The following is a 21056-nucleotide window of genomic DNA, read 5'->3' as shown; positions in this document are numbered from 1 at the left end:
ACGACGCTCTTCCGATCTGCCCCCGCGCCGAAGGCCCCGCAGCCGCCGGCCGCGCCGGGGTCGGCCGCGCCGAAGCCGGGCGCCGCTGCGCCCAAGCCGGGTGCGTCCGCGCCGAAGCCGGGTGCCCCGCGCCCCGGCAACAACCCGTTCAGCCCCAAGGGCGGCTCCGCCGGGTCTCGTCCGGGCGCCCGCCCGGGCGGCCGTGGCGGTGCTCCGCGCCCGGGCAACAACCCGTTCGCCCCCTCGCAGGGCATGCGCTCCGGTCGTGAGGACCGCGCGCCTCGTCCGGGCGGCCCCCGTCCGCCGGCCGGCGCCGGCGGGCCCCGTCCGGGCGGTCCGCGCCCGGCCGCGGGCGCCGGCGGCCCCCGCCCCGGTGGGCCGCGTCCGAACCCGGGCATGATGCCCAAGCAGATCACCCCGGCCCCGCAGCCGGCCCGCGGCCGTGGCCGTCCGGGCGGCGGCCCCGGCGGCGGCCCGGGTCGTCCCGGCGGCCCGGGCGGCCGTGGCGGTCGCGGCAACGCCCAGGGCGCCTTCGGGCGCGGCGGCGGCCCACGCAGGGGACGCAAGTCGAAGCGCGCGAAGCGCCAGGAGTTCGAGCAGCAGCACACGCGTGAGATCGGCGGTGTCAAGGTCCCCAAGGGCGACGGCACCACCGTCCTGCGTCTGCGCCGCGGCGCGTCCCTGGCCGACTTCGCCGAGAAGATCCGCGCCGACGTCGCCGACCTGGTGAAGGTGCTCTTCACCCTCGGCGAGATGGCCTCGGCCAACCAGTCCCTCGACGAGGAGACCTTCCAGCTGCTCGGCGACGAGCTGGGCTACAAGGTCCAGATCGTGTCCCCGGAGGACGAGGACAAGGAGCTGCTGGAGGCCTTCGACATCGACCTCGAGGCCGAGGCGGCCAACGAGGACGAGGCCGACCTCGAGCCGCGCCCCGCGGTCGTCACCGTCATGGGCCACGTGGACCACGGCAAGACGCGTCTGCTGGACGCCATCCGCTCCTCGAACGTCATCGAGGGTGAGGCCGGCGGCATCACCCAGCACATCGGCGCCTACCAGGTGCCCGTGGAGCACGAGGGCGAGCAGCGTCGCCTCACCTTCATCGACACCCCGGGTCACGAGGCGTTCACCGCCATGCGTGCCCGCGGTGCGAAGGTCACCGACATCGCCGTGCTGGTGGTGGCGGCCGACGACGGCGTCATGCCGCAGACCGTCGAGGCGCTCAACCACGCCCAGTCGGCCGGCGTGCCGATCGTGGTGGCGGTCAACAAGATCGACAAGGACACCGCCGCCCCGGACAAGATCCGCGGTCAGCTCACCGAGTACGGCCTCGTGCCCGAGGAGTACGGCGGCGACACGATGTTCGTGGACGTCTCCGCGCGCAACAACATCAACATCGACCAGCTGCTCGAGGCGATCCTGCTCACCGCGGACGCCGCCCTCGAGCTCACGGCGAACCCGCACAAGGCCGCCCGAGGCGTGGCCATCGAGGCCAACCTCGACAAGGGCCGCGGCGCCGTCGTCACCGTGCTGGTGCAGACCGGCACGCTGCGCGTGGGCGACACCATGGTGGTGGGCTCCGCCCACGGCCGTGTGCGCGCCATGTTCGACGAGAACGGCAACGCCGTGGAGGCGGCCGATCCGTCGCGTCCCGTCCAGGTGCTCGGCCTGTCCGCGGTGCCGCGGGCCGGCGACTCGTTCCTCGTCACCGACGACGAGCGCACCGCCCGCCAGATCGCGGAGAAGCGCGAGGCCGCGGACCGCAACGCCCAGCTGGCCAAGCGCCGCAAGCGCATCACCCTGGAGGACTTCGACCAGGCCGTGGCCGAGGGCAAGCTGGACACGCTCAACCTCATCATCAAGGGCGACGCGTCCGGTGCCGTCGAGGCGCTCGAGGACTCGCTGCTCAAGATCGAGGTCGGCGAGGACGAGGTGCAGCTGCGCGTCATCCACCGCGGCGTCGGCGCCATCACGCAGAACGACGTGAACCTGGCGACCGTGGACAACGCCATCATCATCGGCTTCAACGTGCGCCCCGCCGAGCGGGTCGCCGACCTGGCCGACCGCGAGGGTGTGGACATGCGCTTCTACAGCGTGATCTACGACGCGATCGACGACATCGAGAACGCGCTCAAGGGCATGCTGAAGCCGGAGTACGAGGAGGTCGAGCTCGGCTCGGCCGAGGTCCGCGAGGTGTTCCGCTCCTCCAAGTGGGGCAACATCGCCGGTTCGCTCGTGCGCTCGGGCCTCATCCGCCGCAACGCCCAGGCCCGCCTGGTGCGCGACGGCGTGGTGGTCTCCGAGCACCTCAAGATCGAGTCGCTGCGCCGCTTCAAGGACGACGCCACGGAGGTCCGCGAGGGCTACGAGTGCGGCATCGGCCTGGGCAGCTTCAACGACATCAAGGAGGGCGACGTGATCGAGACCTTCGAGATGCAGGAGAAGCCGCGCGTCTGACGGCCGGGGCGGGGGCCCGCACGGGCCCCCGCCTTCCGCGTCCCACCCTCTGAACCATCACCACCGGAAGGAACCGCACCATGGCCGATCCGGCACGCGCCGGCCGCCTGGCCCAGCGCATCAAGGTCCTCGTGGCCGAGGCGCTGCGCCGCGGCGTCAAGGACGATCGCGTGGAGCCCGTCACCGTGACGGAGGTCCGCGTGACCAACGACCTGCAGCACGCCACCGTCTACTACACCGTCCTGGGCGACGAGGCCACGGTGGCCGCCGCCCACGAGGGCATCCAGGAGAACCGCGGCATCCTGCGCCGCGAGGTGGGCCGCGGGCTCACCATCCGCCTGGTGCCCACGCTCGAGTTCGTGGCGGACACCGTCCCCGAGGCGGCCGCACACCTGGAGGACGTCCTCCGCGCGGCCAAGGAGCGGGACGCCGAGCTGGCGAAGGCGCGCGAGGGCGCGTCGTACGCCGGTGACGCGGACCCGTACCGCACCGCCGAGCCGGACGCCGACGCCGACGACGCCCCGCGCGCCTGAGGCCCGCGGCACGGTGAGCGCACGCAGCACCGGGGGACAGGCCCCCGACGCGCCGGGAACGGAGGCGTCGGGGGTCGTCCTCGTGGACAAGCCGCAGGGGTGGACCTCGCACGACGTCGTCGGGCGGGTCCGCCGGCTGGCGGGCACCCGCAAGGTGGGCCACGCCGGCACCCTGGACCCCATGGCCACGGGCCTGCTCGTGGTCGGCGTCAACAAGGCCACGCGCCTGCTGACCGCCATCACGGGCACGGACAAGACGTACACGGCCACGATCCGGCTCGGGCAGTCGACCGTCACGGACGACGCGGAGGGCGAGGTCGTGCAGACCCGGCTGGCCAACGCCGTCACGCCCGAGCGCGTGGCCGAGCAGGTCGCCGCCCTCACGGGCGAGATCCTGCAGGCGCCCTCGGCCGTCTCCGCCGTCAAGGTGGCGGGCCGGCGCGCCTACGACCGCGTCCGCGCGGGAGAGGACGTCACCCTCGACGCCCGCCCCGTCACCGTGCACGAGTTCACGGTGCACGAGCTGCGCCGGCTCGACGGCGGCCGGCTGGTCGACCTCGACGTCACCGTGCGCTGCTCCTCCGGGACCTACATCCGGGCGCTCGCCCGCGACCTGGGCGAGGCCCTCGAGACCGGCGGGCACCTCACGGCGCTGCGCCGCACCGCCGTCGGCCCGTTCGACGTGGCCGACGCGCTCTCGCTCGAGGCCCTCGCGGAGCGCTTCGCGATGACCGAGCTCTCCGAGGCCGCCGCCGGGCTCTTCCCGGTGCGCGAGCTGACGGAGCACGAGGCCCACGAGCTCGCCTTCGGGCGGGTCGTGGCGCCCACCGGCACGGGTGAGACGCTCGTCGCCGGGCGCGCGCCGGACGGCCGCGTCATCGCCCTCGTCTCCGACGTGCGCCGCCGCGGCGCCGACGTCGCCAAGCCCCAGCTCGTGTTCGCCCCGGCCGAGGGGCCGGGACAGGGAAGGACCGCATGATCCTCGACGCCTGGTTCTGGACGGGACTGGTGATCGGTGCCGTCTCGTTCGTGGTCTGCGTGGTGATGACGGCGATCCGCCGCCACCCCGCGGACGCCTCGATCCTCTCGGTGGCCGCCGTCGAGCTGTTCACGCTCGTCTACGCCGCGGCCGCCGCCGTCCGCCAGCTCGGCGGGGACACCCTGAACGGCCCCGGCTGGGAGTTCTGGGGCTACATCCTCACCGCCCTGATCGTGCCGGTGATCGCCGTGGGCTGGGCCGTCACGGACAAGACCCGGTGGTCCAACCTCGTGCTGGCCGTGGTCGGGCCCACGATCGCCGTGATGCTGCACCGCATGCAGGTCATCTGGTTCGGGCAGTGGTGAGGAGGATGGACATGGCACCCAGCGACGGCGCCCCCGCGCGCAACCAGGGTCTCGGCCGGATCATCGTCATGGTCTACGCGGTGTTCGCCCTCTCGGCGAGCGCGCGCAGCCTCTTCCAGATCCTCACGCAGTTCGACGCCGCCCCCGTGGCGTACACGCTCTCCGCGGTCGCGGCGGTCGTGTACATCGTGGCGACGTTCGCGCTCGCCCGCTCCGGCGCGCGCGCCTGGGCCGTGGCGCTGGGCGCCGTGCTCGTGGAGCTGGCCGGCGTGGTGGGCGTGGGCCTGTGGACCGTCCTGGATCCGGGGATGTTCGCCCACGACACCGTGTGGTCCCGGTTCGGCGCGGGCTACGGCTATGTGCCGCTCGTGCTGCCGGTGGTCGGCCTGATCTGGCTGCTGACGCACCGCCCCGCCCGCCCGGCCGAGGCGGGGGCGCTCTGATGCGGGTCTGGAACAGCCTGGACGAGGTCCCCACGGACCTGCCGCGCACCGTGGTCACCCTGGGCAACTTCGACGGCGTGCACCGCGGCCACCGGGAGGTGCTGCGCCGGGTCGTCGAGCTGGCGCGGGCCCGCGACGCCCTGGCCGTGGCCGTGACCTTCACCCCGCACCCGCGCGCCGTGCACCAGCCCGAGGTGCCCCACGTGGACATCATCAGCCCCGAGCAGCGGGTCGTCCTCCTGGAGGAGGCGGGTCTGGACGCGGTGCTCCTGCAGCGGTACACCCTCGAGTTCGCGGACCAGTCCCCGGAGGAGTTCGTCCGCGGCATGCTCGTGCACGGGCTGCATGCCGCCGTCGTGGTCGTGGGGCACGACGTGCGCTTCGGCCGGGGCAACACCGGCGACGTCGCGGAGATGGTGCGCCTGGGGGCCCGCTACGGCTTCGAGGTCGAGGCCGTCGAGGAGTTCCCCGCCGAGCACGGGGCCGAGCCGGAGCGCCGTTGCTCCTCGACCTGGGTGCGCGAGGCCCTGGCCGCGGGCGACGTCGCTCAGGCCGCGGCGGTCCTCGGTCGGCACCACGTGCTCGCCGGCGAGGTGGTGCACGGGTTCGCGCGCGGCCGCGAGCTCGGCTTCCCCACGGCGAACCTCGAGACGGATGTGCAGGGCATGATCCCGGCCGACGGCGTCTACGCCGGTTGGGTGCACGACGCGCACGGCGGGGTGTGGCCGGCCGCGATCTCCATCGGCTCGAACCCCACGTTCGAGGACGTCTCCCGCGTGGTGGAGGCGCACGTGATCGACCGCCACGACGAGCGGGTGGAGGACTTCGACCTGTACGGCCAGCACATCGAGGTGGAGTTCGTGGCCCGGCTGCGCGGGATGGTCGCCTACGAGGGCGTCGAGAAGCTCGTGGCGCAGATCACGCAGGACGTGGACGAGGCCCGGGCGATCCTGGCCACGACCCCCTCCGACCGGTGAGCGCCCCGGAGCCGGGCGCTCCCCCCGCTGTGCCGAACCTGCCGGGGCGCCCGGCCCGGGCCCGTCGGGCCGGGCCCAACCCCTTCGAGACCGGCGGGGAGCACTACGACGCCGTCCGCCCCTCCTACCCGGCCGCCGTGGTGGACCGCGTCCTGGCGGGCACCGCCGACGGCGCGGACGTGGTGGAGCTCGGGGCCGGGACGGGACTGTTCACCCGGCTGCTCGCGGCCCGCCCGGCGGACCGGGTGCGGACGGTGACGGCCCTCGAGCCGTCGGCGTCGATGCGCGCCGTCCTGGAACGCGAGGTCGCGGCCGGCACGGGCGGGCGGGTGCGCGCCGTGCCGGGCACGGGCGAGGCCACGGGCCTGCCGGCGGCGAGCGCCGACGTCGTGGTGGCGGCCCAGGCATGGCACTGGATGGACCCGGCCGCGGCGAGCGCGGAGGCCGCACGGGTGCTGCGCCCGGGCGGGCGCCTCGCCGCGGTGTGGAACCAGCTCGACACGGCGGTGCCGTGGGTGCACCGTCTCACCCGGATCATGCACGCCGGGGACGTGCACGCCGCCCGGCCGGAGCAGCGCCGGTTCGCCGCCCCGTTCGGGGCGGAGGAGCACGCGCGCTGGGCGTGGACGCAGCCCATGACCGCGGCGGGGCTGCACGGGCTCATGGCCTCGCGCTCGTACTGGCTGCGCGCGGACGAGCGGATCCGGTCCCGGATGACGGCCAACCTCGACTGGTACCTGCACGAGCACCTGGGCCATGCGGCGGACGCGGTCCTGCAGGTGCCCTACGTGACGGTGGCCTGGTGGGCGGCGCCGGTCAGGGGCGGGCGCCCACGGTGACCGGGACCGTCCGGGCGATCCCGGCCCGCCGCGCCTGCCAGAGCAGCAGCGCCGTGGCCACCGCGACCACCGCCACCGAGAGCAGCGTGGCCGCCGGGGAGCCGGCGGTCTCCGCGCCCACGTAGCTGTCCTCGACGGTGCCCACGAGCGTGCCGACGGCGATGATCACCACGTTGTTGACCACGTGGAGGGCGACGGCGGCCTCGAGCCCGCCCGTGCGCCACGTGAGCAGGACGGCGGCGACGGCGAACGCGGCGAGGTCCAGCAGGATCCACGGGTCGAGCGAGCCGTGGGCGAGCGAGAAGGTCGCCGCCGAGAGCACCGCGGTGACCGCGGCGGCCACGACCGGCCGGCGGATCCACGTGCCGACGGCCAGCAGCAGCCACCCGCGGAACAGGTACTCCTCGCCCGCGGCCTGGAACGGGGTGAGCACGAACGCCATGACGAGCAGCCAGACCCAGTCCTGCGCGCGCGGGGCCGTGGGGGCGCCGTCGAGGGCCCACGCGCCCAGCACGTAGGCGAGGAACAGCGGCGTCAGCACGACGACGCAGCGCGCCAGCCAGCGCCAGCGCACGCGGCCCTCGACCGAGTGGACGAAGCGGGCGGCGACGGGGTGGCCCAGCGCCACGGCCAGCAGCGCGACCCCGATCAGCGCGGCGAGCAGGAGGTTGTTCAGCAGCACCATGGGCGCGGAGTACAGGTCGAGGTCGGTCACGTCCGTCGGGTCGGCCGCGCCGAGCAGCGCGGGCCCGGACGTGGCGATCAGGGCGAGAGCGCCCAGCACGCCCCCGAGCACGAGGAGGCCCACCAGGCCGGCCAGCACGAGGCCGAAGGACGCGAGCGGGTTCCACCATCGGGCCCGCGGCGTGCGCAGCAGCGCGGGGTAGCCGTGGCCGATCAGCGGCAGATCCAGGGGCGGCGCGGGCGGCCGGAGGGGGAACGACGACGGGGCCGGGGAGTGGGGGACCGGTGGGGTGCTCACCGGGCCAGGGTAGGCGATGCGGTAGACTCGACCCTCGGCCTCCCTGCAGTCCGCGGTGGGGTGGGCCCCGCGTCGTCCGCCCCGGCGGGGCGCGGCCCGTGTTCGCGGTACCGAAGTGAAGGAGGCCCACCATGGCCCTGGATCCCGCTGTCAAGCAGCAGATCATCAAGGAGTACGCCACCCACGAGGGCGACACCGGTTCCCCCGAGGTGCAGATCGCGGTCCTGTCCCGCCGCATCAAGGACCTGACCGAGCACCTCAAGGAGCACAAGCACGACCACCACACCCGTCGCGGCCTGATGGCCCTGGTCGGTCGCCGTCGTCGCATGCTCGGCTACCTGCAGAAGGTCGACATCGAGCGCTACCGCGCGCTGATCGAGCGCCTCGGCCTGCGCAAGTGACCTGAGGAGGCGGCGCCGGAGCCCGCGGGAGACCCGCGAGCGCCGGCGCCGCCTTTCGTCTGCCCCCGGACGCACGTAGTGTGTCCCGGGGGAGAGATCGCCGCAGCCTGCGGCACTCCGGCGCGCCATGGCGCGCATCCCCGCATCATCGACACACCCGACGGCTCCGCGCCCATCGCTCGCGGTCCTCGACAGTGGCTCCCGGACCCCGCCGCACGGCGGGATGCCGAGGGCCTCGATCGAAGACCAGGGGGACAGGGACGCCTGCGGCGCCGTCCACCTGAAAGGAGGCCCTCATGGAGGGTCCTGAGATCACCTTCGCCGAGGCCGTCATCGACAACGGCTCGTACGGCAAGCGCACCGTCCGCTTCGAGACCGGGCGCCTCGCCCAGCAGGCCGCCGGCGCCGCCATGGTCTACATCGACGAGGAGACGTCGATGCTGTCCGCCACCACCGTCGGCAAGTCGCCCCGCGAGGGCTTCGACTTCTTCCCGCTGACCGTGGACGTCGAGGAGCGCATGTACGCCGCGGGCCGCATCCCCGGCTCGTTCTTCCGCCGCGAGGGCCGCCCGTCCACGGACGCGATCCTCACCTGCCGCCTGATCGACCGCCCGCTGCGCCCGGCGTTCGTCAAGGGCATCCGCAACGAGGTCCAGGTCGTCGTGACCGTCACCTCGATCGCCCCGGACGAGATCTACGACACGGTGGCCATCAACGCCGCCTCCCTGTCCACGCAGCTGTCCGGCCTGCCGTTCTCCGGCCCCATCGGCGGCGTGCGCATGGCCCTCATGGACGACGGCTCCGGCGCGCGCCAGTGGGTCGCGTTCCCGAAGCACTCCCAGCTCGAGGGCGCCGTGTTCAACATGGCCGTGGCCGGCCGCGTGGTGGGCGACGACGTCGCCATCATGATGGTCGAGGCCGAGGCGACCCCGGACTCCTGGACCCTGGTCAAGGAGCGCGGCGCGCAGGCGCCCACCGAGGAGATCGTGGCCGAGGGCCTCGAGGCCGCCAAGCCCTTCATCCGCGCCCTGTGCGAGGCCCAGGCCGACCTGGTCAAGCGCGCCGGCAAGGACCCGGTGGACGTCCCCGTGTTCCAGGACTACCAGGACGACGCCTACGCCGCCGTCGAGAAGCTCGCCACGGGGCGCCTGACCGAGATCTTCTCCATCGGCGACAAGCAGGAGCGCGAGTCGGCCTCGGACGCCTACCTGCTCGAGGTGCTCGAGGAGCTCGCCGGCGAGGGCAAGGACTTCGCCGAGCGCAAGGGCGAGATCGCCAAGGCCTACGGCTCCCTCACCAAGCAGATCGTGCGCCGCCGCATCCTCACCGACCAGGTGCGCATCGACGGCCGCGGCCTGACGGACATCCGCAAGCTGACCGCGGAGGTGGAGGTCCTGCCCCGCGTGCACGGCTCCGCCATCTTCGAGCGCGGCGAGACCCAGATCATGGGCGTCACCACGCTGAACATGCTCAAGATGGAGCAGCAGATCGACTCGCTGGCGCCGGAGACGGCCAAGCGGTACATGCACCACTACAACTTCCCGCCGTACTCCACCGGCGAGACCGGCCGCGTGGGCTCCCCGAAGCGCCGCGAGATCGGCCACGGCGCCCTCGCCGAGCGCGCCCTGGTGCCCGTGCTGCCGGCCCGCGAGGAGTTCCCCTACGCGATCCGCCAGGTCTCCGAGGCCCTCGGCTCCAACGGCTCGACGTCGATGGGCTCCGTCTGCGCCTCCACCCTGTCCCTGCTGAACGCGGGCGTGCCGCTGCGTGCGCCCGTGGCCGGCATCGCCATGGGCCTGGTCTCCGCCGAGGTGGACGGCCAGACCCAGTACGCGGCCCTGACCGACATCCTCGGCGCCGAGGATGCGTTCGGCGACATGGACTTCAAGGTGGCCGGCACCGCCGAGTTCGTCACCGCGATCCAGCTGGACACCAAGCTGGACGGCATCCCGGCCTCCGTGCTGGCCGCCGCCCTGACGCAGGCCCGCGAGGCGCGCCTGCACATCCTGTCCGTGCTGAACGCCGCCATCGACGCCCCGGATGAGATGGCCCCCACCGCTCCGCGGATCATCTCCGTGCGCATCCCGGTGGACAAGATCGGCGCGGTCATCGGCCCCAAGGGCGCCATGATCAACCAGATCCAGGACGACACGGGCGCGGACATCACCATCGAGGACGACGGCACCGTGCTGATCGGCGCCACCGACGGCGCCTCGGCCGAGGCCGCGCGCTCCGCGGTGAACGCGATCGCCAACCCGCAGGTCCCCGAGATCGGCGAGCGGTACCTCGGCACCGTCGTGAAGCTGACCACGTTCGGCGCGTTCCTCTCGCTCACCCCGGGCAAGGACGGTCTGCTGCACGTCTCCGAGCTGCGCAAGCTCAACGAGGGCAAGCGCGTGGACGACGTCGAGGACGTGCTCGGCGTGGGCCAGAAGGTCCAGGTCGAGATCACCAAGATCGACGACCGCGGCAAGCTGTCCCTCTCCCCGGTGGTGGCGGAGTCCGACGCCCTGGCCGAGACCGCGGACGCGATCGAGTCCTCGCAGATCGAGGCCTGATCCGCCCCGCCCGGCCCGGTGACCACGACGGCGCCGCACCCTCCCCGCGAGTGGTGCGGCGCCGTCGTCGCGCATGGGCGAGAATGGCCGTCATGAGTGTTCACCGTGAGATCCCCCTGGACTTCGACGGCGTGCTGGCGGACGAGGGCAACGGTTCCGTGGTGCGCCGCTCCGTGCTGCCCGGCGGCGTCCGCGTGCTCACCGAGGCCATGCCGGACCAGCGCTCGGTGACCATCGGCTACTGGGTGGCCGTCGGGTCCCGTGACGAGTCGCCCGAGGGCTACGGCGCCACGCACTTCCTCGAGCACCTGCTCTTCAAGGGCACGCCCACGCGCACCGCGATGGACATCGCGGCCGCCTTCGACCGCGTGGGCGGGGAGTCCAACGCCGGCACGGCCAAGGAGTCCACCGTCTACCACGCCCGCGTGCTGGACGAGGACCTGCCGATGGCCGTGGAGGTCCTCACGGACATGCTCACCTCCTCCCTGATCGACCCGGACGAGCTCGAGACCGAGCGCGGCGTGATCCTCGAGGAACTCGCCATGGACGCGGACGACCCCGTGGACGTGGCCCACGAGAAGCTCGCCGAGGTCATGCTGGACGGCCACCCCCTCGGCCGGCCGATCGGCGGCACGCCCGAGACGATCCGGGCCGTCACCCGCGACCATGTGGTGGGGCACTACACGCACTGGTACCGCCCGGACGAGCTCGTCGTCACCGCCGCCGGCCACCTCGACCACGACGAGGTCTGCCGCCTCGTCCTCGCCGCCCTGCGCGCCTCGGGCTGGGAGCTCACCCCGGGGGCCCTGCCCGCCCCGCGTCGTGCCGTGGACACCGCTGGGGCCGCGGCCTCGCGGGTGCGGACCGGCACGCACACCGTCGCCAAGGCGGTCGAGCAGGCCAACGTCCTCGTCGGCGGCCGCTCGCTGTCCACCACGGACCCGGACCGCTTCGCCCTGGGCGTCATGCAGTCCGTCCTGGGCGGGGGCATGTCCTCGCGGCTGTTCCAGGAGATCCGCGAGCGCCGCGGCCTGGCCTACAACACCTACTCGTTCTCCGCCGGGTACTCCGACGCCGGCTACTGGGGCCTGTACGCGGGCTGCCAGCCGGACCGGGTGGAGGAGGTGGCCGCGCTGATGGAGGCCGAGCTGGACCGGATGGCCGAGGCCGACGTCACCGAGGAGGAGCTCGCGCGCGCCCACGGGCAGATCTGCGGCGGCACCGTGCTGGGCATGGAGTCCACGGGCGCCCGCATGTCCCGGCTGGGACGGGCCGAGCTGGTCACGGGGGAGTACGTGGACCTGGCGGCCTCCCTCGCCCGGGTCCGCGAGGTCGACGCCGGCCAGGTCCGGGCCGTGGCCGCGCGCCTGGCCGCGGGGGACCGGGCGCGCGTCGTCGTCGCCCCGGCCTGACCTCGGCCACGGCCGCCGGGGCGGGCCGCGTAGGCTGGAGGCCATGACCGAGACCCGCACCCCCTCCGCCGTGTCCGCTCCCGACGACGTCCCGCGCGTCGCGATCCTGGGCGCCGGTGGCCGCATGGGCCGCCACGCGGTGCCCGCGGTGCGAGCGGCCGAGGGCCTGGAGCTCGTGGCCGAGCTCGGCTCGCAGGACCGCCTGGACGCGGTGCTCGACGCCGGGGCCACCCACGTCCTGGACCTCACGGTCCCGGACGCCTCGCCCGAGAACGTGGCCTTCGCCGTGGAGCACGGGCTGCACACGGTCGTGGGCACGTCGGGCTGGGTGCCCGAGCGCCGCGAGCGCCTGGAGGCGCAGCTGGCTGAGCACCCGGGGGTGGGCGTGCTGATCGCCCCGAACTTCTCGGTCGGCTCGGTGCTGGCCTCGGCGTTCGCCGCGCAGGCGGCGCGGTACTTCGAGTCCGTCGAGCTCGTCGAGCTGCACCACCCGGACAAGGTGGACGCCCCGTCGGGCACGGCCGTGCGGACCGCCGAGCTCATCGGCGCGGCCCGGGACGCGGCCGGCGTGCCCGTCTCCCCGGACGCCACCGAGCACGACCCGGACGGCGCGCGCGGCGCCGTCGTCCACGGCGTGCACGTGCACGCGGTGCGCCTGCGCGGCCTGGAGGCGCACCAGGAGGTGTTGCTGGGCGGGCCGGGTGAGCAGCTCGTGGTCCGGCACGACGCATTCGACCGCGGCGCCTACATGCCCGGCGTCGTCCTCGGCCTGCGGACCGTGGCCTCCCGCCCGGGTCTGACCTACGGACTGGACGGATACCTGGACCTTGGCTGAGCCCTCCCGCACCCCCGACGACGGCGCCGTGGGCCCGACCGAGCCCGCCGCCCGCGCCCGCCGCTCGACCGTGATGAGCAAGGTGTGGGTCGGCTTCGTGTGCCTGCTCGTGCTGCTGTTCGCCGGGTTCGCCCTCAACGCGTCCGTCGCGCTGGTGCGCGCCCCGCAGCCGCTGGCCAAGGCGATCGGCGTGGGCGTCATCCTCGTGGTGCTGGTGACCGTGGCCGTCCTGGCCCGCGAGGTGTGGTTCGGCCGCCAGACCGAACGCCTGGCCGACCAGCTCGAGGCCGAGGGCGGGCTGCCGGAGGACGACCTGCCGCGCTCGCCCGGCGGCCGGATCGACCGAGAGGCCGCCGACGCCCAGTTCGAGCTGTACCGCGTGGAGGCCGAGGCCGCACCACGCGACTGGCGCGCCCGCTACCGCCTCGCCCTGGCCTACGACGCCTCGGGCGACCGCCGCCGCGCCCGCGAGGCGGCCCGGGAGGCCGTCCGCCTGCACCGCGCCGGCTGACGCGGCCCACGCGTCGCTCAGCGCCCTCCGACGGCCCGTTCCCCACCCGCCCGGGAGAGCCGGGCCATCACGGCCTCGAGCGGACCCCGCCGGCCGCTGAGCTCGGCGGTCAGTCCGGCCGCGAGGCACAGCACGACGAGGACGGCGAGCAGCGCCCCGTCGGCCGGGTCGATCCCGGTCGCGTCCACGAGCGCGAGCACCACGAGGTGCCCCACGTAGAGCGTGAGCGGGATGCGCCCCGCACCCACGAGCGGGCGCAGCGCGGCGTGCCCGACCAGCGGCCGGGCCAGCAGGCAGGCGCCCAGCACGGCGCACGCCCAGCCCGCCGCGAGCACGGCGGCCACGACGGACCCGGAGTGCGGGGTCGGCAGGGCGAGCCACAGCGGATCCGGGATCAGCAGCGCGAGCCGCGGCTCGCCCGTGCGCAGCGTGAGCGCCGTCTCGACCGGGTCCGTGCCGATCGCCGCGGCGACCCGCCCGACCGTGCCCGGGGCCCGCAGCACCGCCGCACCGACGACGCCGGCCGCCGCCCACGCCGTGGCCCCGCCGCCGAGGATCCCGGCGGCCACGCGGCGACGGTCCAGCGGCAGCCGCCCCAGGGCCAGCCCCAGCACGAGGAACGCGCCCCAGGACAGGACGGGGTAGTAGCCCGTGACCGTGAGATCGGCCAGCAGCAGCCCGGGACGCAGCAGGTCCGCGGGGCCGGGGGAGAGCCAGAGCCGCCCACCCACGAAGAACTCCTGACGCCCCACGGCGGCCTGCGCGGCCGCGACCACCGCGAACACCAGCACCGGCCCGAGCACGAGCCACGCCCCCGCGATCAGGCCCAGGGCGCGGGCGCGCAGGCCCAGCAGGGGCAGCGCGAGCAGGAAGAGCAGGGCGTAGTGGCACAGGATGACGGCCACGGGGACGCCGAGCGTCCCGCACGCGAGCCCGAGCACGAACAGCAGGCCCGCCCGTCGGGCGATCCGGCGGCGCAGCGCCGCGCGCCGGACCCCCGTGGCCGGCGTCGCGCCCCCCGTGGACAGGGCCAGCCCGACTCCGGCCAGCAGGACGAACAGCACCGAGGCGCGTCCGGCGAACCACAGGAACGCCGGGTGCGGCGCCCCGTCCGCCGTCACCGGGTCGACGACGTGGACGGTGATCATGCCGAGCAGGGCGATCGCGCGGGCCGCGTCGACGCCGGGCAGCCGGCGACGCGCGGGCCGGTCCGGGCGGACGGCGGCGGGGGGCGGGGCGGGACGCAGGGCGGGCTCCTCTCGGGTCGCCGCGCGTCGCGGAGGGGCCACGGACGGCGCGGGCCCCCAGTCTCGCAGGTAGGGTGGGGCCCATGAGTGCCGTCCGTTCCGCCGTCATCCCCTCCGAGCTGCTCTTCGGCACGGTCGTGCCCGCCATGGTCACCCCCATGACGGACGAGGGCGCCGTGGACCTCGAGGCGGCCGCCGCGCTGGCCGAGCACCTGGTGGACCGCGGGGCCGACGGCCTCGTGGTCACCGGCACCACCGGCGAGACCTCCACGCTCACGGACGACGAGAACGTGGCGATGTTCCGCACCGTCGTCGAGGCCGTGGGGGACCGCGCCCGGGTCGTGGCCGGCACCGGCACCAATGACACGGCGCACACCCTCGAGCTGTCCCGCCGCGCGGCCGAGACGGGCGTGGACGGGCTGCTGCTCGTCACCCCGTACTACAACAAGCCCAACCAGGCCGGCATCCGCGCGCACTTCGAGACCGTGGCCGACGGGGTGGACCTGCCGATCATGCTCTACGACATCCCGGGCCGCTCCGTGATGCCGATCGAGCCCGAGACGGTCATCGCGCTCGCGCAGCACCCCAACATCCGTGCGCTCAAGGACGCCAAGGGGGACCTGCAGTCCACCACCACCGTCCTGGCGCACACGGACCTCGACCTCTACTCCGGCGACGACGGCGCGACCCTGCCGCTCATGGCGCTCGGCGCCGTGGGGGTCGTCTCGGTGGCCGCGCACGCGGCCCCCGAGCTGTACCGCCAGCTCGTGGACGCCGTCCACGCCGGCGACCTGGCCGGTGCCCGTGATCACCACTTCGCGCTGGACCCCGTCCAGCGCGGCATCATGACCCACGTCCAGGGCGCGGTGGCCGCGAAGGCCGTCCTCGCCGCCCAGGGCGTCATCCCGTCCGCAGCCGTGCGGCTGCCCCTCGTCCAGGCCACGCCGGACGAGCTCTCCGTCATCCGAGCCGACCTCGCGGAGGCCGGCATCACCTTCTAGAAGGGACCCGTTCCATGACCGCAGGCACCCGCCTGTCCACCCCGCCCAAGCTCAAGCGGGGCACCTGCCGCATCGTCCAGCTGGGCGGCCTCGAGGAGGTCGGCCGCAACATGGTCACCTTCGAGATCGACGGCAAGATCCTCATCGTCGACTGCGGCGTCCTCTTCCCCGAGGAGCACCAGCCCGGCGTCGACCTGATCCTGCCGGACTTCGACTACATCCGGGACCGCGTGGACGACGTCGTCGGCATCGTCCTGACTCACGGCCACGAGGACCACATCGGCGCCGTGCCGTACCTGCTGCGCCTGCGCGACGACATCCCCGTGATCGGCTCCAAGCTGACGCTGGCCCTGATCGAGGCCAAGCTCGAGGAGCACCGGATCAAGCCGCGCACCCGCGTGGTCAAGGAAGACGACATCGTCGAGTTCGGCCCGTTCGAGTGCGAGTTCGTGGCCGTGAACCACTCGATCCCGGACGCGCTCGCCATCGCCATCCACACGGACGCCGGCACCATCCTGCACACCGGCGACTTCAAGATGGACCAGCTGCCGCTCGACGGCCGCATCACCGACCTGCGCGCCTTCGCCCGTCTCGGCGAGGAGGGCGTGGACCTGTTCATGACCGACTCCACGAACGCCGAGGTTCCGGGGTTCACCACCACGGAGGCGGAGATCGGCCCCACCCTCGAGCGCTACTTCGCCACGGCGAAGCGCCGCATCGTGGTGGCCTCGTTCTCCTCCCACGTGCACCGCGTGCAGCAGGTCCTCGACGCCGCCCACAAGCACGGTCGCAAGGTGGCCTTCGGCGGGCGCTCCATGATCCGCAACATGACCATCGCGGCGAAGCTCGGCTACCTCAACGTGCCGAACGGGATCCTCGTGGACATCCGCAAGGTGGACAAGTACCGCGACGACGAGATCGTGCTGATGGTCACCGGCTCCCAGGGCGAGCCGATGGCGGCCCTGTCCCGGATGGCCAACGGCGACCACCAGGTGCAGCTGGAGGAGGGCGACCTCGTCGTGCTGGCCTCCTCGCTGATCCCGGGCAACGAGAACTCCGTGTTCCGCGTGATCAACGGGCTCATGAAGCTCGGCGCGACCGTGGTGCACAAGGGCATGGCCAAGGTGCACGTCTCCGGCCACGCCTCCGAGGGCGAGCTGCTGTACTGCTACAACATCGTCGAGCCCGAGTTCGTGATGCCGGTGCACGGCGAGACCCGCCACCTGATCGCCAACGGCCGGATCGCGGAGAAGACCGGCGTGCCGGCCGAGAACGTCATCCTGGCCGGCAACGGCACCGTGGTGGACATGACCGACGGCCTCGTGAAGGTCGTCGGCGAGGTGGAGTGCGGCTACGTGTACGTGGATGGCTCCTCCGTGGGCGAGATCTCCGACTCGGACCTCAAGGACCGCCGTGTCCTGGGCGAGGAGGGCTTCCTCTCGATCATCACCGTGGTCAACCGGCAGACCGGCGCGATCGTGTCCGGCCCGGACGTCCACGCCCGCGGCGTCGCCGAGGACGAGAAGGTGTTCGAGGAGATCAAGCCGAAGATCGTCCGGGCGCTCGAGGAGGCCGTGCAGTCCAGCAAGGACCACACCGCCCACCAGCTCCAGCAGGTGGTCCGCCGGACCGTCGGCACGTGGGTCAACCGCAAGCTGCGCCGCCGCCCGATGATCATCCCGGTGGTCCTGGAGGCCTGACCCCTCCGGGTCGCCATGCCTGCCGTGTCCGCGGTTCGCGGTAGTTTGGTGGGCATGGCGACCCGTACTTCCCCCACGCGTTCGTCCTCCTCCTCCGCCACGTCCCGCTCCGGCTCCGCCGGACGCCGAGGCTCCGGACGGAAGGGGTCGACCGCGACCGTCCCCGAGACCGACCGGCCCGCCGCGCCCCTGCGCGCCCTGCACACCCTGTGGATGGGGCTGGCCACGCCGGTCGGCGCCGGCTTCCGCAAGCTCGGCCCGGACGTGCGCATCGACCGCGAGGAACGCCGTGACGGCACCGGCCTGCTCCTGCTGCTGCTCGCCGCGCTGATCGCGGCCGTGGAGTGGTGGGGCCTGCGCGGCACCGCCGTCGGCCGCGTGGTGCACGGGGTGGTGGGCGGCACCGTCGGGTGGTTCGCCCTCCTGGTGCCGATCGCCCTGCTCGTCGTGGCTGTGCGCTGCTTCCGCCACGCCACGGACCATCGCGCCAACGGGCGCATCATCATCGGCCTGCTCATGGCGACCGTCGCCGGCTCCGGCATCGCCCACCTCGTGGGCGGTGTGCCCTCGGCCGCCGAGGCCTTCGAGGACATGCTCGGTGCCGGGGGCATGGTCGGCTACCTGGCGACGGCGCCGCTGGCCTCCCTGCTGACCCCCGTGCCCGTCTGGGTCCTCATGATCCTGCTGGCCTTCTTCTCGGTGCTCGTGCTCACCGCGACGCCCGTCGGTGCGATCCCGCAGCGGCTCGCGGGAGGCTACGACTGGCTCACGGGCCAGGACCCCGAGGGCGCCTCCGAGCAGCGGGCCGCCCGCCGCGACGAGCGGCGCCGGGCCCGTGAGGTGCGCCGCGAGGCCGAGGACCTCGCCACCCCGCTCTCCGTGGACGCGGAGACCGGGCGCACCCACCCGGACCACGACCAGTCCTACCTGGACGGACCGGCAGCCGGCTCCCACGCCGCCGGGGCCTCCCGGCCGGGCCTGTTCGCGCGCCTGTTCGGCGGGCGCCGGGCACGCGAGGATCAGGCCGCCGACGCCGCCTCGGAGCACTCCGCCGGCACCGCCTACGACTCCCCGGTGATCCACGAGGCCGAGGCCGGCTCCCACGCCGCCCCCGAGGCCGAGACCACCCAGGTCCTGCCCCGACCCGCCCCGCGGCGGGCCGCTCGCGGAGAGCAGGGCGTGTTCGACGCCGAGCAGGCCGCCGCAGACGCGCGTGACCCGCGGGACGCGGACCAGGACGCCTCGGACGACTTCGACCCGTGGGTGGACGAGGACGACGCGCCCGAGGACGCGGACGCCGAGCCGCAGCCGCCCGCCGGAGTGCGCCGGCCCACGGCCGCGGACCGTGCCCTCGAGCAGGTGCGCGAACACGCCCGCGCCCAGCGCGAGGCCGCCGCCCCGGCCGCCACAGCCCTGGAGGAGGACGCGGGGGAGGACACCCCGTTCGCCCTGGACGACGCCCCAGGTCAGGGCTCCGGGACCGCCGCGCCGTCGTCGTCCTCCGCCGTGCCCGCCAGCACCCCCGCGCCGGTGCCGCCGGTGACCGCCGAGCCGGCCCGCGGCACCCAGTCCGAGCTGGGCGGGGACGTGTCGTACACGCTGCCGCAGTCGGCCCTGCTCCCGGCCGGGCCCCAGCCGAAGGAGCGCTCCGAGGCCAACGACCGGGTCGTCGCCGCGCTGACCACCACGTTCACCGAGTTCAAGGTGGACGCCCAGGTCACCGGGTTCTCCCGCGGGCCGACGGTGACCCGCTACGAGGTCGAGGTCGCCCCCGGCACCAAGGTGGAGAAGGTGACGGCGCTGGAGAAGAACATCGCGTACGCGGTGGCCTCCTCGGACGTGCGGATCCTCAGCCCCATCCCGGGCAAGCGCGCGATCGGCATCGAGATCCCCAACACGGACAAGGAGGTCGTGGCCCTCGGCGACGTCCTGCGCTCGCAGGCCGCCCAGCGCACCGACCACCCGATGGTGATGGGCGTCGGCAAGGACGTGGAGGGCGGCTACGTGGTGGCCAACCTCGCGAAGATGCCCCACATGCTCGTGGCGGGCGCCACCGGCGCCGGCAAGTCCTCGTTCGTGAATTCGATGATCACCTCGATCCTCATGCGCTCCACCCCGGACGAGGTGCGCATGGTGATGGTGGACCCCAAGCGCGTCGAGCTCACCGCGTACGAGGGCGTGCCCCACCTGGTCACCCCGATCATCACGAGCCCGAAGAAGGCGGCCGAGGCGCTGCAGTGGGTCGTCAAGGAGATGGACACCCGCTACGACGACCTCGCGGCGTTCGGCTACAAGCACGTGGACGACTTCAACAAGGCCGTCCGGGCCGGCCAGGTGAAGCTGCCGCCGGACTCCAAGCGCGTGCTGCGCCCGTACCCGTACCTGCTGGTCATCGTGGATGAGCTCGCGGACCTGATGATGGTCGCCCCGCGCGACGTCGAGGACGCGATCGTGCGCATCACCCAGCTGGCCCGTGCGGCCGGCATCCACCTCGTGCTCGCCACGCAGCGGCCGTCCGTGGACGTGGTCACGGGCCTGATCAAGGCCAACGTGCCCTCGCGCATGGCGTTCGCGACGTCGTCGGTCACGGACTCGCGCGTGGTCCTGGACCAGCCCGGCGCGGAGAAGCTGCTCGGCCAGGGCGACGCCCTGTTCCTGCCGATGGGCAAGTCCAAGCCCATGCGCGTGCAGGGTGCGTGGGTCAACGAGTCCGAGATCCACGCCGTCGTGGAGCACGTGAAGTCGCAGATGCAGGTCCAGTACCGCGAGGACGTGATCCCCGAGAAGACCGAGAAGGTCATCGACGAGGACATCGGCGACGATCTGGACCTGCTCCTGCAGGCCGTCGAACTCGTGGTCACCACGCAGTTCGGCTCCACGTCCATGCTGCAGCGCAAGCTGCGGGTGGGCTTCGCGAAGGCCGGCCGCCTCATGGACCTCATGGAGTCCCGCGGCGTCGTGGGCCCCTCCGAGGGCTCCAAGGCCCGCGACGTGCTGGTCAAGCCCGACGACCTCGCGGACGTGCTCGCCACCATCTCCGGAGACACCCCGCCCTCGGCCACCTCCGGCGACGGCGACGCCTCGGCGTCGTCCGGTCCGCGCGACCTGGTGCAGGAGGATCTGGACTCGCGCCCGGCCGCCGTGGACTGGAACGATGAGGACGACGACGAGGGATCGGAGGACGCGTGGCAGCTGACGGGCAGATGAGCACGGCGGGCGGGGCGCAGCACGTGTCCGCCTGGAACCTGCCGAACATCCTGACCTCGGTGCGCATCCTGATGGTGCCCTTCTTCGCCTGGGCGCTGTGGGCCGGCGGGCCGTGGGGCGGCGACTCGCTCGTCGCCCGCTGGGTCGCGCTGGCGCTGTTCGCGGCGGCCATGTACACCGACAAGCTCGACGGGGACATCGCCCGCGCCCGCGGGTTGATCACCGACTTCGGCAAGATCGCGGACCCCATCGCGGACAAGCTGCTCACGGGCACGGCCCTCGTGCTGTTCTCCCTGCTGGGCGAGCTGTGGTGGTGGGTGACCATCGTGATCCTGGTGCGTGAATGGGGCATCACCCTGATGCGCTTCGTGGTGATCCGCTACGGCGTGATGCCGGCCGGCCGCGGCGGCAAGCTCAAGACCGTGCTGCAGACCGTGGGCATCGGCCTGCTGCTCCTGCCCCTGGCTCCGCTCGTGGGCGGCTGGTGGCCGTGGGCCGGCTGGGTGGTCATCGGGGCCGCCACCGTGCTGACGGTGCTGACCGGTCTGGAGTACGTCAAGGACGCGTGGATCCTGCGGCGGGACGCCCTCGCCGCCCAGCGGGGGGCCTGAG

General features: G+C 73.7%; 18 protein-coding genes. 16 read left to right on the top strand and 2 right to left on the bottom strand.

The genetic code is table 11. From position 1 onward, the window contains the following. The 7 genes from infB to NR073_RS00945 all read left to right on the top strand — a co-directional run. The coding region (gene infB, locus NR073_RS00975) for a translation initiation factor IF-2 (protein WP_256748542.1) at positions 1–2454 on the top strand (2454 nt) is incomplete at its 5' end. A gap of 80 nt (positions 2455–2534) precedes the next feature. After that, on the top strand, positions 2535–2987 hold the full coding sequence (gene rbfA / locus NR073_RS00970; protein WP_036336697.1) for a 30S ribosome-binding factor RbfA: 453 nt from the start codon (positions 2535–2537) through the stop codon (positions 2985–2987). A gap of 13 nt (positions 2988–3000) precedes the next feature. Next, positions 3001–3966: a tRNA pseudouridine(55) synthase TruB gene (gene truB, locus NR073_RS00965; RefSeq protein WP_078026112.1), complete on the top strand. Its 966-nt coding sequence runs from the start codon at positions 3001–3003 to the stop codon at positions 3964–3966. Beyond that, complete coding sequence (locus tag NR073_RS00960; protein WP_002855305.1) at positions 3963–4331, top strand: hypothetical protein; 369 nt, start codon at positions 3963–3965, stop codon at positions 4329–4331. The genes truB and NR073_RS00960 overlap by 4 nt, the downstream gene beginning before the upstream one ends. Before the next feature lie 11 nt (positions 4332–4342). Continuing rightward, positions 4343–4774: a hypothetical protein gene (locus tag NR073_RS00955; RefSeq protein WP_036314984.1), complete on the top strand. Its 432-nt coding sequence runs from the start codon at positions 4343–4345 to the stop codon at positions 4772–4774. Then, the gene (locus NR073_RS00950) at positions 4774–5751 is read left to right on the top strand and encodes a bifunctional riboflavin kinase/FAD synthetase (protein WP_036314988.1); all 978 of its coding nucleotides are present in this window, start codon (positions 4774–4776) and stop codon (positions 5749–5751) included. The genes NR073_RS00955 and NR073_RS00950 overlap by 1 nt, the downstream gene beginning before the upstream one ends. Further along, on the top strand, positions 5748–6590 hold the full coding sequence (locus tag NR073_RS00945; protein ID WP_115165215.1) for a class I SAM-dependent methyltransferase: 843 nt from the start codon (positions 5748–5750) through the stop codon (positions 6588–6590). The genes NR073_RS00950 and NR073_RS00945 overlap by 4 nt, the downstream gene beginning before the upstream one ends. On the opposite strand, the gene NR073_RS00940 is transcribed toward NR073_RS00945, so the two are convergent. After that, complete coding sequence (locus tag NR073_RS00940) at positions 6568–7572, bottom strand: CPBP family intramembrane glutamic endopeptidase (RefSeq protein ID WP_044658601.1); 1005 nt, start codon at positions 7570–7572, stop codon at positions 6568–6570. The genes NR073_RS00945 and NR073_RS00940 overlap by 23 nt on opposite strands. A 131-nt stretch (positions 7573–7703) precedes the next feature. Here NR073_RS00940 and rpsO point away from each other — a divergent pair, with 131 nt between their 5' ends. The 5 genes from rpsO to NR073_RS00915 all read left to right on the top strand — a co-directional run bounded on the left by rpsO (position 7704) and on the right by NR073_RS00915 (position 13289). Next, positions 7704–7973: a 30S ribosomal protein S15 gene (rpsO, locus tag NR073_RS00935; RefSeq protein WP_017488396.1), complete on the top strand. Its 270-nt coding sequence runs from the start codon at positions 7704–7706 to the stop codon at positions 7971–7973. 296 nt (positions 7974–8269) lie between these two features. Next, a complete protein-coding gene (locus tag NR073_RS00930; RefSeq protein WP_145951138.1) occupies positions 8270–10531 on the top strand; it encodes a polyribonucleotide nucleotidyltransferase in 2262 nt (753 codons plus the stop codon). A gap of 83 nt (positions 10532–10614) precedes the next feature. Next, positions 10615–11943: a pitrilysin family protein gene (locus NR073_RS00925; RefSeq protein WP_036384925.1), complete on the top strand. Its 1329-nt coding sequence runs from the start codon at positions 10615–10617 to the stop codon at positions 11941–11943. 43 nt (positions 11944–11986) lie between these two features. Continuing rightward, entirely contained in the window at positions 11987–12778 is a 792-nt protein-coding gene (dapB, locus tag NR073_RS00920) for a 4-hydroxy-tetrahydrodipicolinate reductase (protein ID WP_098093270.1), read from the top strand. Continuing rightward, on the top strand, positions 12771–13289 hold the full coding sequence (locus tag NR073_RS00915) for a hypothetical protein (RefSeq protein ID WP_036315008.1): 519 nt from the start codon (positions 12771–12773) through the stop codon (positions 13287–13289). Before dapB ends, NR073_RS00915 begins: the two co-directional genes overlap by 8 nt. Positions 13290–13306: 17 nt before the next feature. Here the strand turns inward: NR073_RS00915 and NR073_RS00910 are convergent, their stop codons facing one another. Further along, positions 13307–14578, bottom strand: coding sequence for a heparan-alpha-glucosaminide N-acetyltransferase domain-containing protein (locus tag NR073_RS00910; RefSeq protein WP_145951139.1), 1272 nt, complete (start codon positions 14576–14578; stop codon positions 13307–13309). Positions 14579–14619: 41 nt separating this feature from the next. Here NR073_RS00910 and dapA point away from each other — a divergent pair, with 41 nt between their 5' ends. Genes dapA through NR073_RS00890 form a run of 4 tightly spaced genes read left to right on the top strand, consistent with a single transcriptional unit; the run spans position 14620 to position 21055 of the window. Next, positions 14620–15537 carry a 4-hydroxy-tetrahydrodipicolinate synthase gene (gene dapA, locus NR073_RS00905; protein ID WP_036315014.1) on the top strand — a complete coding sequence of 306 codons (918 nt, stop codon included), beginning with the start codon at positions 14620–14622 and terminating at the stop codon, positions 15535–15537. 14 nt (positions 15538–15551) lie between these two features. Continuing rightward, positions 15552–17237: a ribonuclease J gene (locus tag NR073_RS00900; protein WP_145951140.1), complete on the top strand. Its 1686-nt coding sequence runs from the start codon at positions 15552–15554 to the stop codon at positions 17235–17237. A 54-nt stretch (positions 17238–17291) separates the two neighbouring features. After that, positions 17292–20444 (top strand): DNA translocase FtsK, encoded by a 3153-nt coding sequence (locus NR073_RS00895; protein ID WP_182488561.1) that lies wholly within the window; start codon positions 17292–17294, stop codon positions 20442–20444. Further along, the gene (locus tag NR073_RS00890) at positions 20441–21055 is read left to right on the top strand and encodes a CDP-alcohol phosphatidyltransferase family protein (RefSeq protein ID WP_036384229.1); all 615 of its coding nucleotides are present in this window, start codon (positions 20441–20443) and stop codon (positions 21053–21055) included. The genes NR073_RS00895 and NR073_RS00890 overlap by 4 nt, the downstream gene beginning before the upstream one ends. Position 21056 lies beyond the last annotated feature (1 nt).

The sequence above is a fragment of the Micrococcus sp. Mcc28 genome, assembly GCF_024519775.1.
Classification (GTDB): Bacteria; Actinomycetota; Actinomycetes; order Actinomycetales; family Micrococcaceae; genus Micrococcus; species Micrococcus luteus.
Note: the sequence above shows the minus strand (reverse complement) of the source record. Positions and strands in the feature narration are given on the sequence as shown.

Bases quoted from the DNA above. Each gene is read 5' to 3' on its own strand.
- NR073_RS00890 (WP_036384229.1), top strand. From the start codon at position 20,441: ATGAGCACGGCGGGCGGGGCGCAGCACGTGTCCGCCTGGAACCTGCCG.
- NR073_RS00930 (WP_145951138.1), top strand. From the start codon at position 8,270: ATGGAGGGTCCTGAGATCACCTTCGCCGAGGCCGTCATCGACAACGGC.
- NR073_RS00950 (WP_036314988.1), top strand. From the start codon at position 4,774: ATGCGGGTCTGGAACAGCCTGGACGAGGTCCCCACGGACCTGCCGCGC.
- rbfA (WP_036336697.1), top strand. From the start codon at position 2,535: ATGGCCGATCCGGCACGCGCCGGCCGCCTGGCCCAGCGCATCAAGGTC.
- NR073_RS00900 (WP_145951140.1), top strand. From the start codon at position 15,552: ATGACCGCAGGCACCCGCCTGTCCACCCCGCCCAAGCTCAAGCGGGGC.
- dapA (WP_036315014.1), top strand. From the start codon at position 14,620: ATGAGTGCCGTCCGTTCCGCCGTCATCCCCTCCGAGCTGCTCTTCGGC.
- NR073_RS00925 (WP_036384925.1), top strand. From the start codon at position 10,615: ATGGCCGTCATGAGTGTTCACCGTGAGATCCCCCTGGACTTCGACGGC.
- NR073_RS00960 (WP_002855305.1), top strand. From the start codon at position 3,963: ATGATCCTCGACGCCTGGTTCTGGACGGGACTGGTGATCGGTGCCGTC.
- dapB (WP_098093270.1), top strand. From the start codon at position 11,987: ATGACCGAGACCCGCACCCCCTCCGCCGTGTCCGCTCCCGACGACGTC.
- NR073_RS00955 (WP_036314984.1), top strand. From the start codon at position 4,343: ATGGCACCCAGCGACGGCGCCCCCGCGCGCAACCAGGGTCTCGGCCGG.
- rpsO (WP_017488396.1), top strand. From the start codon at position 7,704: ATGGCCCTGGATCCCGCTGTCAAGCAGCAGATCATCAAGGAGTACGCC.
- NR073_RS00895 (WP_182488561.1), top strand. From the start codon at position 17,292: ATGGCGACCCGTACTTCCCCCACGCGTTCGTCCTCCTCCTCCGCCACG.